10 protein-coding genes and 1 pseudogene are annotated in these 12,726 nt (G+C 36.7%); 3 read left to right on the top strand and 8 right to left on the bottom strand.

Annotation, left to right across the window (positions count from 1 at the left end):
• Window positions 1-39: 39 nt before the first annotated feature.
• From HL290_RS04840 to HL290_RS04830, 3 genes are read left to right on the top strand one after another with little or no spacing between them, the layout of a single operon-like run.
• Window positions 40-393 (top strand): hypothetical protein, encoded by a 354-nt coding sequence (locus HL290_RS04840; protein ID WP_017389652.1) that lies wholly within the window; start codon window positions 40-42, stop codon window positions 391-393.
• Window positions 394-395: 2 nt separating this feature from the next.
• Window positions 396-1,403 carry a hypothetical protein gene (locus HL290_RS04835; protein WP_045125489.1) on the top strand — a complete coding sequence of 336 codons (1,008 nt, stop codon included), beginning with the start codon at window positions 396-398 and terminating at the stop codon, window positions 1,401-1,403.
• Window positions 1,404-1,406: 3 nt separating this feature from the next.
• On the top strand, window positions 1,407-1,826 hold the full coding sequence (locus tag HL290_RS04830; protein ID WP_017389654.1) for a hypothetical protein: 420 nt from the start codon (window positions 1,407-1,409) through the stop codon (window positions 1,824-1,826).
• 181 nt (window positions 1,827-2,007) lie between these two features.
• Here HL290_RS04830 and HL290_RS04825 read toward each other — a convergent pair.
• From HL290_RS04825 to HL290_RS04790, 8 genes and pseudogenes are all read right to left on the bottom strand, one after another.
• Window positions 2,008-2,441, bottom strand: a pseudogene (locus tag HL290_RS04825) (putative peptidoglycan-binding domain-containing protein); the annotation flags it as partial.
• 1,032 nt (window positions 2,442-3,473) lie between these two features.
• Window positions 3,474-4,868, bottom strand: a complete 1,395-nt coding sequence (locus tag HL290_RS04820) for a methylenetetrahydrofolate reductase C-terminal domain-containing protein (RefSeq protein ID WP_198495763.1) — start codon at window positions 4,866-4,868, stop codon at window positions 3,474-3,476.
• Between the two features lie 200 nt (window positions 4,869-5,068).
• Window positions 5,069-6,754: an arylsulfatase gene (locus HL290_RS04815; RefSeq protein WP_004642864.1), complete on the bottom strand. Its 1,686-nt coding sequence runs from the start codon at window positions 6,752-6,754 to the stop codon at window positions 5,069-5,071.
• Between the two features lie 223 nt (window positions 6,755-6,977).
• Window positions 6,978-7,745 (bottom strand): NUDIX hydrolase, encoded by a 768-nt coding sequence (locus tag HL290_RS04810; protein WP_198495762.1) that lies wholly within the window; start codon window positions 7,743-7,745, stop codon window positions 6,978-6,980.
• A gap of 60 nt (window positions 7,746-7,805) precedes the next feature.
• Window positions 7,806-9,299, bottom strand: a complete 1,494-nt coding sequence (locus tag HL290_RS04805) for a nicotinate phosphoribosyltransferase (protein ID WP_198495761.1) — start codon at window positions 9,297-9,299, stop codon at window positions 7,806-7,808.
• Window positions 9,300-9,310: 11 nt separating this feature from the next.
• Window positions 9,311-10,195, bottom strand: coding sequence for a phosphoribosyltransferase family protein (locus tag HL290_RS04800; protein WP_198495760.1), 885 nt, complete (start codon window positions 10,193-10,195; stop codon window positions 9,311-9,313).
• 257 nt (window positions 10,196-10,452) lie between these two features.
• Window positions 10,453-11,328 carry a LysR family transcriptional regulator gene (locus tag HL290_RS04795; RefSeq protein ID WP_005047016.1) on the bottom strand — a complete coding sequence of 292 codons (876 nt, stop codon included), beginning with the start codon at window positions 11,326-11,328 and terminating at the stop codon, window positions 10,453-10,455.
• Window positions 11,329-11,432: 104 nt separating this feature from the next.
• Window positions 11,433-12,683 carry a cation:dicarboxylate symporter family transporter gene (locus HL290_RS04790; protein WP_151823328.1) on the bottom strand — a complete coding sequence of 417 codons (1,251 nt, stop codon included), beginning with the start codon at window positions 12,681-12,683 and terminating at the stop codon, window positions 11,433-11,435.
• Window positions 12,684-12,726: the final 43 nt, after the last annotated feature.

Below are 12,726 nucleotides of genomic sequence, written 5' to 3'. Positions count from 1 at the left end.
ATTCTAATCACATAAATTTAAATTTGAGAATAAAAAAGTATGGCGGGTGGTTCGCGTATTGTAATTAATGATAAAGGTATTATGGTAATAACGGGAGGTAAATTTGAGGTTAAAGCTGGTCAACATATATTCAAGTCGGGTGAACAAGTTGTTAGCCATATCCCTACTTTACCTGAAGTAAATAGTGGCTTATTCAATGTTAGCGTTCAACTTATAGATGGAGAAAATATACCTCATCGAAATAAAGCATATTTTGCGGTAACAGAATCTGGCAAATTGATTGAAGGAACAACTAATTCAGAAGGTTATACTTCACCTATTTATACTGAACAACAAGAAAACATTAGTTTTCATTTGGTTGATAAATATACAAACCTTGAAGATGATAATTAATAATGTCAAAAGTCTATGCAAGATTAAGAATCAAAGAAAGTAAAAATATCTTAAATTTTAGTAAGTTTAGTTTTGTAGCTACCTTTGTAACTAGTAAGGGGCGAGTTGGAGCAACCAAAAAACTTCCAATGCAACCAAATGGTTTGGGTAGTGAAGCATTTTTTGAGTTAAATGAACAAGAAGATGCCGCAAAAACAACGGTTTCTTTTAAGATATTTTTGCCATCGGGTACTGAATATAATCCTCAAGTTAAAATTTATGGTCATACATATACAAAAGAAGCCAATTCAAAACCATTAATAACCGAATATCAACTTAAACTATTTCAAGATAAAACCGAAAAAGAAGATAAGCATAAAGTTCAAAACCGTACTGTACCAACTACTTATCCTGTACCTGAAGGTTTAAGGATGGTTGCTTATTTAAGGAATGAAATTAAAACAGCTGGGGCTAAAAATGGCATAGATCCTCAGATTGTTGCATCAATTGTATTTGAAGAAAAAATGCATGGTGTATGGGCTTATAGAAAAAACCTCTTATCCTTTTATCTTAATCTAGGTGAAGTATATCCTCATAACAGCTATGGCTTTGGAGAGATGCAAGTAGGATTAGCAGCAGAGTTGATGAATATTGATAAAAGGAATCCAGATTGGCTCTATGAAACTTTTGTTGTGATCTGTACAGATGCAACTGTAGCTATGGATTTAGTAGCAAAAAATGTGGTCCGTGGTGGAAACATATTAGGACGGAAATTAACATTGCAAGAGTCAACAGTTTTTTATAATGCTGGTGAAAAGGCTTTAAGAAGTTGGATAAAGGGAGAAATTCCAAAAGAAAGGCTTGAAAAAGCTGTCTATGCTCGATCATGGAAATGGCAAGAAGCTATAAAATTAGCTCTAAATGGTGATGTAATAGCAATTCCAGATGGATGCCAAGGAACTTGCCGAGCAGATCCAGAACTACAAGTTGAAACATGGAAATTTGATCCATCATTAAAATTGAGTTTGTAAATTATGATTAGATATGTAGCCATATTATTTTTATTCTTATCAGGTATAGGCGGATATACGATAGATAAGTTTGGGCAAGATTTATGTATTAATGAATATATTGCTATAGGCACTATTACCTATTTTAAAGAGTTAAATGGGGTTTCAGCTAATGATCCATCAATGTTAGGGATGTGTGGCTTATTATCGATCATCGTTTCAATAATTTTAATTTTTATAAGAAATAAGTATTTTTACACTGTTATTTCTCTAGTTCTATTATTAGCTGAATTAATACTACTAAACATGATGGAAACCGTATCTTATAAGGAGATTATTTATGATTCCATCACCAAGTGTTCTAATTATTCAACATTTGGATGGTTTTTATTCCAAGCTATGTTCTTAATTTTTAGTGGTATTTATATTTTCAAAAGTAAATAAAAAAGAAGTTTAAATAATTAAGGGGCGAAAAGCCCCTTTTTTATTAGTTATCTTAGCCTCTTGTTTTGATTAAATTATCAAAAAATTCACTATGTGATGTGATACACCATGGAAATTCATGAAATTCTGCAAGAGGTTCGATTACCCTTTTTATCATTTCCTCTCTATTGCTATCATCAATCTAGCCTGTTTTAGCGATCCAACCGTAGAAAAATTGTTCCTGGCTCGGATTACGTTCACAGATTTCAATGTAACGTTGGCCTTGCATGATATTCAGCACTCGAACTAATACCTTCTCTCCTTCTTTCCCACGTTTAGCCAAATAATTCTTTAGAGCTCCCAATGTAGCTGGCCCATAAATTCCATCTACCGTGAGATCTGGCCAACCTGCTTTACCTTGATCAGCAAATTTAAAGCACGTTGTAAAAGTAGCTTAGCAAATCTGGTACCACAATTAACCCCTGTATCTAAAAGTTCTTCAGCAACAGCTGAGCTAATCGCGTTCACATGTTCAAATCGCGGGGCTGTCCAATAGTTTTTACGATAAATAGCTTTGGCCGCGTCAAGAGGTAAATCTCGCATGTTACCTTTAAAACCGCTTGTACGTGCTATGGATGCATAGCTGAAGGCCGAGCAGAAATAGGAAAATCAGATTTTGATATGACAGTAATCTTTAATTATGCCCCTAATTCAGAGATTACTAAACAACGAGAGACTATTAAAACTAGGCTTGAACAACATAATCCTGTTGTTAGTAAAATTGATTTAGATTGTGGTTTGTTACAGGAAGTGCTAAGTCCAGATAATAAATTTAGTTGGGGATACTGGCTTAAACATCATAGAATCCACTACTGATAAAAAAAAGAATTACATTTACAGCGTGCCGCTGCTCGTAAAGCAATCAGGGCCACTACTATTCTTCGTAACGAACATGATAATGACTGGCCAGCAACATTACAGGAGCATTGTATAAAGTTTGGGACTCGATATCCTGCTTTAACAAAAGATATAGATTATTTACTCGCAAACAGTCTCGCTCCTGAAGGCGACATAACAGATTTTAATAAAAGGATAATTGCTTTTAGCAACTGGCTTAATAAAGAGTTTCATGCTCAACAAGATGATCTACATTAACTATTGTTCAGAGCTACTAGTTAAAGAAATCGCTAAATTAGAAAAAGAATGGGCTAAGAAGAGATGATTGGAGTTATTAAGCCATGACAAATGATAGATGAATTCTTTCAAAAAGAGCATATAGACACTAGCAATTAAAATTACCTAAGTGTAACTAGCTAGGCTGATATATTGGAGAGTCGAACTTTTTAACGCTAAAACCCACTCATTGAGTGGGCTTTTTTATTACTAACCGTTTTGCCTGAGGTGATCTTGGAACTCTTGGTCGTGTATTTTGTTGTAATTAACAGGGTCGTAAACGCATCCAGTTAAAACAACAATTACAGTAAGTACAGCAACCAACTTTTTCATTGAGACAGCTTTCCTTTTAACGCAAAAGATTTGCTTTAAGTATACTCCTAGGTAATCATTTTGATTGAACATAATTAAAGCAAGTAATTGTTATTTTTAACTTATCGCCGTACTTTAGCATATCAATTAATTTTGAAATCAAATCAAGGGGTAATACAAAACTTAAACCTCAGTCGCTAAATACCAATTCTTCCAAGAACTGGTTCCTCTCATTTCAATCGCTACTGTAGGAATGAGTTTTTCTTTTAATACTTCTGTTTGCTCAACTGCTTTTGCAAGTCTTGCTTTAACTGAATGAATACATTCACGGTCACCAAATTCACAGCGGTCTAAAGTTGTTCCACCACAAGGGCCGTTGGCTAAACCTTTTGGACACGTTTCAGGGCAAATATATAAAGTATCGCTTAAGCGACACTGACCACAGCTTTCACAGCCCACTAGGCTATGTTTACTTAGCACTTCTGTTTTGAGTAATACCTTAGCGACTAAAGCATTTTCCCAAAAAGATGCTTTAAAAATAAAGCGTCCAACGCCTTTAGCAATTTTTGATCCAAAGATTGCCTCATGCATAACATGCAATTGGTGATATTTAATTAATTGTTTAGATGTTGGCTGACGAGAAAAACGAGCAATTTCAGGTGAAAACTCTTTGCCTGATGTGACTTGCCAAAGTGAATTCCAAAGCTTTTCTAAAGCATCAAGCTTAAGGTGTCTGTATTGCTCGATATAGCTTTCAAGCAGCATTTGCTCTTCTGGCTTATGGCAGGCAGATAAATGAATCCCTGCAAATCCTAAATGTTTACATATTAAAATCTGTAAAGCACAGCGTAAATAAACACGGTCTGTATGCCCTGTCAGTTTTTCATCTGCCAAGACTTTTAGCATGTGCGGGGTAATCACAATACCTGCCACTTTATGCTTCACCATAAAATTGGCACGACCCAAAGTCAGAGGCATCACACAAGCCAGTATTTGCTGTGAATAAGCATGCTTGGTTAAAAATGATTTGGCTTGCTTCAAGGCTTCAATGTCATAGCCCAATTGGGTAATAATAAAGTCAGCGCCTGCTTTAATTTTCTTATGCAGCTTTAAGTACTGTGCATCCCGCTCAGCTTCAACATATTTAAATGGGTTAAAAGCAACACCAATACGAAACCCGCCATGTTGCTTAGCAGCCATTACAGCATTTACAGACTCTAGGTAACGGCTACGCGGCTGTCCATCTCGCCCATTATGATGCTCTTTAAGTTTATCGCCTGTAAGTAATAACAAGTTTTGAATATTGGCCGCTTTGGCTTGCTCTAAAAAGTGCTCAAAGTCTTGTATGTCTCGGGCCTTACCTGAAAAGTGTAAGACTTTATCGATTGAGTCAGGGTAACTTTTGCTGGCCTCAAGCGGCGCGATATCATGATCTGAATGTACGCGATCTGCCAATGTCATTGCAGCCGGATATCCTGCAAACTCATATTTCACAGGATAAATCTCGTGTAATGAAGTGAGGTATTCCACCAATACAAAAAACTGGTTTTGTTGGAAGCAGGGAGAAACGTGTGACATAGGCAAAGTGCTGATCAAAACATGACATTAATCATAAGCGCGGCATTATAAATCAAAGTGCATCAAGTTGCGCTAGTCAGAAAGCTCAATGTTTTGCTTATCTTTAGGCACTTTGTTTCGATCAGATCATTACTCGATTTAGCCTATCGGCCGAGCCCACACAAGTCAGTGGGGCTATGACCTTTATTTATTCATTACTTTTATTTATCAGATGAATATATTGCTGTTAAATCAACAACTCCATTTTTTTGAGCATACACATTATATTCATCAATTAGTTGTTTAACTATTTCAGGATTTTGACTTACAACATTTTTTCGTTCACTACGATCCGTTTTTAAATCAAATAATTCCCAAGCGCCTGTTCCCATGGACAGTGGATAGACTTGATATCGAAGTTTCCACTCTTTGTTCCGTATATATTTATTACCATGTAGTTCATCTCCAAAAAAGAAAGTATTTCCTCGTACACTGGACTGTTTTCCCGCTAAAAATTCTTTCCACGATAATCCAGAAATAGGAATAACCTGTCTATTTTTATATTCTGTAGTGGGACGTTGTATATCTGCAAAGTCCAAAACTGTAGGTAAAATATCTCTTATCGATACAAATTCACTGCTTTGCTGCACTTTTTTATATTGATGAGGAAGTCTCACAATAGCAGGTACTGAACTTGCTCCCTCTCCAGCAGTATGTTTAAACAATTGAAATGGGGTGGCACTTACCTCTGCCCATCTGGAACCGATTTGGACATAAGAGTCAGCATGTCCAATATTCTCATAACTATTATTATATTGAGGCCTTTGATCTATCTCAATTGCTTGTGGTCCATTATCGGAAACAAAAAATATTAAGGTATTGTCATATAAATTATTTTGTTTTAAATAACTGATTAAACGGCCAATATTGTAGTCAAGATTTTCAACCATCCCAGCATATACTTCCATTTTTCGAGCTTCTATTTTTCTTTGCTCAGCAGTTAATTCTGACCAAAGAGGCGCTTTATCTGTGAGTTGATTAGCAGGAAGAAAATCAGGTATTTCGAAATCTTGTGGAATTATTCCTAATTTTTTTTGTTGTTCAAAACGATTCTTACGAATAATTTCATATCCACTATCATATTTTCCCTGATTACGGGCAATAAATTCATTTGGAGCTTGTATTGGCCAGTGAGGAGCAGTGTATGCAGCATAGGCAAAAAAAGGCTTTTCATCCTTTTTATTATGTTCAATATATTCAATTAATTTATCAGTATAAAAATTTGTCGAATAAAAATTTGCCGGCAACGTTACAGAAACACTATCCTCTTTATATGTGCTGCCTCTGGCTAACTCTGGAGTTGAAGCTTTAAAATGTAAGTCCATACCTTCAAGTAAAGCAAATGATCTTTCAAAGCCACGAGCTTGAGGACTAGTTTGTGCTGTTAAACCTAAATGCCATTTACCAGCCATATAAGTATGATAACCATGATCTTTGAGAATTTCTGGTAGAAATAATGACTTATCGTTTAAATAACCGTCATAGCCAGGTTTACCTTGCAAAACTGGAAGTGCAGCTAAAGTCTCTGACATTTCTCCTAAACCTACTGGATGATGATCAGCACCAGATAGAAGTTCTGCACGTGTTGGAGAACATGCTGCAGCAGAATGAAAGTTCGTTAAAATTCTACCCTCCTGAGCTAAGGTATCAAGATTAGGCGTACTAATTTCACTACCAAACGCACCTAAATCAGAGAACCCTAAATCATCAGCCATAATAAATAAAATATTAGGACGCTGATCACGTTTCTCTTCTATTATTTTGTCATTGTTATTTTTACACCCCACTACAGATGTAGCAAAAAACAGAAATAGACCAATTTTCAAATAACCATTGCTTTTATTCACAAATATTCTCTTATTAATTAATTAAGCATAGTATTTAGCCAAGTTGATTTTTAACAACTAAGAAAATAGTAAATACAAATATCTTATTCTTATAAGAAAAATATAATTAATAAATACAAACCAGAATACTAAATTTATGAACTGCTAATTCTTGTGTTTCTTTAATTCCACCAATGACCAAACCCATAATCTTCTTCCAAAAGTCATGGGTACTGAACATCCACTAGTCAGAAAGCTCAATGTTTTGCTTGTCTTCACCCTCTTTATTTCTTGGTAATTCAAGTGAACGTGGGAATATAAAATCAAAAGAATCGAGTGCATAGCGGTAAAGTTGAGCTGGTCGTTTGCCCACAATTTTACTGTGGTTGGTTTCTTCAACTGCGCCAGCTTCTATCATACGGCGTCTAAACGCTTTTTTATCTAACGATTGCCCAAGAATAATTTCATAAATGCTTTGTAGCTCGGTCAGTGTAAATAATTCAGGCATCAGACTGGCTGGCAATGCGGTATAGCGAGTTTTATTGGTTAAACGTTCTAACGCCAAACTGATTAATTCGTTGTGATCAAAAGCCAATGCTAAATCTTGTGCTTTTGCTACAGGCACCCATTCGCTGTATTCAGCCAACTCTTGATGTTGATAGGCATTAAAATCGATTAAAGCAAAATACAAAATGGTCACGGCCCAGCCACGTGGGTCACGTTTCGCGTTGCCGACAGAGGCAACTTGTTCCAAATAAGGTGAAGCAATCCCTGTTTTTTCGACTAGTTTACGATAGGCCGTTGCCATCAAGTCTTGATCATGGGTTAAATCGGCAAAACCGCCGGGTAAAGCCCACTGGTCTTTGGCTGGAAAGTTTGGGCGCTTAATGAGTAATACCTGCAACTGACCATTAAATACCGAGAAAATAGCCATATCGACAGTGAGTAAAGGTGCGTCATAATCTCGGCGATCATAACTGGCAAGGAATTCTTGTTCAGTTTGAATAGTCACGTTCAGTCTCTCAATGAAAACGATGAGCCGATACCCATGCAACGGCTCATCTAAGCTCAGTTATGCGATGGATAAACGCTCACGAATTTGATCCAACGTACACTCATATTGAAGTTTACCATTTTCAAAGACTGTTTTTAGTACTCCGCCTTGTTCTTGTTCCGCTGTTTGCTCATCAAACAAGGTAAAACCAGTTTCACTTTCTTCAATGCGTAATAGACCTTTCGCAGATTTTTTCACACCTGAGTCAGTAATCGGGTCTTTAAACAACTCACGGCCTACCCCATTCACTTGTCCCCAAGTCGCTTTCACAGCAAATCCAAAGGTATCGCGAGTTAAATAGTTATAGGTAAAGCTGCCTATACCAAACACCAAGTTGTTTGAAGCGAAACCTTTGGCTTCCAACCCTTCCAAAATGCGCTGCGCACGGTCTAGGGTTATCGAGTCACCGTAAATTAAACCGACACGCTCATTAAGTACTTTATAGCCTTGGTCAGTTGTTGTACCGCCAAATACTTCCCATAAACATTCAACCGCGCCTTTGTAAGCTGGGCTGCCGACTTCGGCATCTGGGTCACCACAAATAATTTTGACAGGGTCACCAGAGTCAGGACGGAAAACTAATTTAGCCAAACCTAAAGCGTTGGGTTGTCGTGCCAGAATTTCAGGTTTTAAAGCCACTGTAAACTCTGTAATCACTCGCCAAAAATCCCAAGTATCAGACACAATACTGACAACACCTGACGGGTAAAGCTCACAGATTAAACGCTTAAATGTGTCTAGCTCACTATTTTCTGTCCCCATACACATCACACTGTGTTCGGTCGCTGGTACGGAAACTCCTATCACACCTGTGGCATTGTAATATTCTTCGGCGTAGTCGATTGAAGCAACCGAATCTGTTCCAATAAAACTGGTTAAATGACCTACACCAGATTGAGCAGCATCATAAATTCCACTCATGCCACGGCTACTAAAATCGTGTCCTTGCACAGGTACAAAATCGAGTGGTGCGCCAGTTTTTACAGCATATTGCGTTAATAAGCGTTTGTACTCGTAGGCAATAGTGGCGGTTGTACAGCTTTTCCAAAGCTCAGCACTTAGCACAGTTTCAATATAGTTGGTTAACCAAAAGAAACGCGGGTCGGTATTAACTACAGTGAGCACAGGTACACGCATATTGACGCGGCTACCTTCTGGCAATGCTTTAATGCGTAATGGTAAATAACCCAAGTCGTGTAATGCTTCAATATGATCAACGGGTACAGCGCCTTCACCTAATGATGTGTCCATACGGCGTTTGTATGCAGCCACTACTTTGTCTTTATGTTGTTGGAAAAAGCCTTCATTCCACGTGTCTATCAAAAAGTGTTTGATAAAACCCTGAAGACCAAAGAACACAACTTTATCATCGAAGTCAGGTAGCATTTTTGCGAGTCGAGATGAACGAGGTGTAAAGTTTGCGTATACGTACTCTGTACCTACTGGATACTGACGTCTGTGATCAGCTTTATAAAAATCGATAGCGTTTAATGGATTAAGTTTAATAGTCATCTTTATTCTCTTTATTTTGCTGCAAAAGCAATTACTGAAATTTTGTCTGATGGATGTTGCGGAAAGCTGTCTGAAGTAAACAGTTGATCTAGCAGCCCATCAAAAACCTCTAATCCTTTACTAAAAATACCGTGGGTCACATATAGAACGACCTTATGGCAATTGAGACGACGGAGTTCTTTGGCAATACCAATAAAGGTTGCACCGCCATCGCAAATATCATCGGTAATGACCGCTGTTAGCCCAGACAAATCAGTCGCATGTACATGTGTACCTAAAATTTTGCCAGTCACTGGGTCACGTTTTTTATCACACTGAACAATAGTGATTGGTTGTTTGCGCTCAACATTAAAAGTGTCTGCAACCATTTGTGTACGTGCTTTTGCGCCTTTGTCTGGGCAAATCAGTATTGTTTTTTCATCTTTTAACAATGCACTCAGCGCTTCACTCTTTGCGATAATATCTACTGAACTGACATTTACAACTTCACTAAAAGAAGTATTGGCAGCAAGTAATGCTGTTGTTACTTCACTATGGCAATCCCAAACAGTTACCTTGCCTTGTTTGCCGGCTTTTTTGTCTGCATTGATGTTGAGTAACTTCGTCATAACATCGAGTGAAAATGCTTGCCCCACTGCACAAATACGGTCCTGACGTGCGTAAGGAAAATATGGAATTTCTAGGTCAACGGTTAAGCCCTGATTCAGCAATATATTTTCAAGTAGTAAATAGTCCATCACATCGTGACTTGTGGTCATTTGCGCACGGACCAATACGTTGCCAGATAGTAAACCTAAGGTTGTCTCATCAAGTTGAACATGACGCTCTCCACCAGAAAACTGCGTGAATTTCACTGGAATTTCATTTCTTGCCGCATCTAAAAGCTGGATAGCCATATCATCCTCTTTTTGTCTGATGACCTTCGATGAATATATAGTGGCATAAAGCCACTATATATTTCAAGTCTAATTTTCAAACTTTTTTCAAAGCCCGCTGAATGACATTTGATGTGAGATTTTTGACACATATTTCGAGATTGTTACAATCTATATCTATTAAGTTTACGCAATAAAAAATCCGACTTAATGTCGGATGTTTGTCTTTTCCTATCAATAGCACATATCCTTTGTTGTTGAGAAATGAATGTACTTAATTACTTTTCACGAATAGCCACACCTTCGACTATTTTTGAAACAATACTTGATATAATTGAATTTTCAGTATTTTTTTTATGAATAATAATAATTTCTCGATAAAGATCTGGTTGTTTTAAATCAATTATATTGATATTTTTTTCTTTCAATTTATTCATTCCAATATCTGGAATTAAAGCTACGCCTAAGTTTTTTTCTACCATTCTAATAATTGCTTCAATTTCATCTACTTCAATAATGTCATTTGTTTTGATTTGATTTCTATTTAAATAGTTTGCTACAACCTTCCCCCCAAATGAGGAATAGTCATAACGTATAAACGGATTATTTTTTAAAATTTCAACAGGGTGTTTTTCGTGAATATCAATTGGGGTAATAAGAAGAATAGGCTCTTTTTTTAAAGTATAGTGACAATAATCATCGGAAACTTCAAAATTAGGCTTAATGATAATCGCTAGATCTATCTCATTTTTTCCAAGCTGATGGAACAAATTAAATGAGACTCCTGGTATAAGTTTAATTTTTGCTTTAGGAAAGTATTTGAATAGTTCTTCAAGTATTTCTGGCAAAATATTGGATTGAATTGAAGCAATTGCCCCTATCCTAATCTCACCAGTGAAATCTGCCATACATTCAGGTTGTTTCATCTTCTCGACAAGATCAAAAACTTGTTCAGCTAACGCAAGTACGCGTAAACCCTCACTATTAAATTGAACAGTTTTTCCGTTTCTTTCAAAGAGCTTAATCCCCAAATAAGATTCTAAAGATTTGATTTGTGCACTGACAGCTGCTTGTGTAAGCCCTACATTATGGCCTGTAGCACTAAATGAACCATATTTTTTGATTGCTATAAGGGTTTTGAGCTCATGAAACATACTATCTGCATTCCATTAAATGATAAAACCAATCCTTGCATAAATTATACACTTCTTAAATTTATATAGATAAGTATCTCTTAGCGCGATACTTATCTGTGGTTTTAATTTTCAGGTACAGTATTAAAAGACTCTAATCGCTTCGTCTTCCATTTTGCTACAACTAGTGGTGCAATAGCATTTCCAAGAACATTTAATGTTGTAGTACCACTTTCGATAATCCTAAAAATACCAGCAATTAATGCAACTCCCTCTAACGGTAACCCGGCTGTAGCTAAAGTCGCAGATAAAATCAAAATTGCAAAACCTGGAACTCCCGCTGCCCCTTTAGACGTTAACACCATAGTCACGACCAATAATGCTTGTTGAGAGATAGACAAATCTATTCCATACAATTGAGCGACAAAAATAGTAGCAACACCTAGAAAAATTGATGCTCCATCTAAATTAAATGCATACCCCATAGGCACTACAAAACTTACGATACGTCGTGGAACGCCATATTTCTCAAGTTTCAGCATCAATTGAGGCATGACTGCAGCAGATGCACCAGTTGAGAAAGCTAAAATAAGCTCATCTTTAAAATATTTAATAAGGTGAAATAAGTTTTCTCTTATATACAAACACACAGCACCTAGAACAAAAATAGCAAATAAAGCTAAAGCTAGATAAACGACTCCAATTAATTTCAGTAATGGCAATAAAGAGCTGAAGCCAAAAGTCGCAACTGTCGCGCCGATCATCCCAAACACACCAATCGGTGCATAAGCCATGACTAAACTTACAAGCTTGAACAATGCATCAGATATTCCCTGTAAAACTCTTATTACAGGTTGGCTTTTTTCTTCAGGAATTTTGTTTAATGCTAAACCAAAAAGAATCGCAAAAAATAGAATTGATAGTAGTTTGCCTTCATATAGGGCTACCACAATGTTTTCCGGCACGATATTTTTTATAATCTGTAGAGCGCCTTTGTTCGTATCCGTATGTAGTACTACAGCTGAGTGTGCCATCCCAGATATATCTGTTCCAACCCCAGGTTGAAAAAAATTGGCCAATAATAAACCCCAAACAATCGCAAGGCTTGTTATTGTAAAGAAATAAAGGAGAGAACCCGCACCCATTTTTCCAAAAGACTTATTATCACCTCCTCCTGCGATGCCTAAGATCATGCAACACAATACAATAGGTACAACGACCATTTTCATCATATTAATAAAAATATCGCCTAACGGTTTTAATATTTCAGTGCTTACCCAAACTTGATGAGTTGGATTTACATTAAAATACCACCCGACTAAAATACCTAAAAGAAGACCAATTAATATTTGCCATACCAAAGAAATACTTTTCATAAATCATCCTTGTTTCTACATGTCCTCAAAAAAGGGATACAAA

Source organism: Acinetobacter sp. AC1-2 (genome assembly GCF_016124155.1).
Classification (GTDB): Bacteria; Pseudomonadota; Gammaproteobacteria; order Pseudomonadales; family Moraxellaceae; genus Acinetobacter; species Acinetobacter calcoaceticus.
Note: the sequence above shows the minus strand (reverse complement) of the source record. Positions and strands in the feature narration are given on the sequence as shown.

What these genes read in the sequence shown, in the direction of transcription:
- HL290_RS04840 (WP_017389652.1), top strand. Translation starts at nt 40, where the DNA reads ATGGCGGGTGGTTCGCGTATTGTAATTAATGATAAAGGTATTATGGTA.
- HL290_RS04835 (WP_045125489.1), top strand. Translation starts at nt 396, where the DNA reads ATGTCAAAAGTCTATGCAAGATTAAGAATCAAAGAAAGTAAAAATATC.
- HL290_RS04830 (WP_017389654.1), top strand. Translation starts at nt 1,407, where the DNA reads ATGATTAGATATGTAGCCATATTATTTTTATTCTTATCAGGTATAGGC.
- HL290_RS04820 (WP_198495763.1), bottom strand. Translation starts at nt 4,868, where the DNA reads ATGTCACACGTTTCTCCCTGCTTCCAACAAAACCAGTTTTTTGTATTG.
- HL290_RS04805 (WP_198495761.1), bottom strand. Translation starts at nt 9,299, where the DNA reads ATGACTATTAAACTTAATCCATTAAACGCTATCGATTTTTATAAAGCT.
- HL290_RS04800 (WP_198495760.1), bottom strand. Translation starts at nt 10,195, where the DNA reads ATGGCTATCCAGCTTTTAGATGCGGCAAGAAATGAAATTCCAGTGAAA.
- HL290_RS04795 (WP_005047016.1), bottom strand. Translation starts at nt 11,328, where the DNA reads ATGTTTCATGAGCTCAAAACCCTTATAGCAATCAAAAAATATGGTTCA.
- HL290_RS04790 (WP_151823328.1), bottom strand. Translation starts at nt 12,683, where the DNA reads ATGAAAAGTATTTCTTTGGTATGGCAAATATTAATTGGTCTTCTTTTA.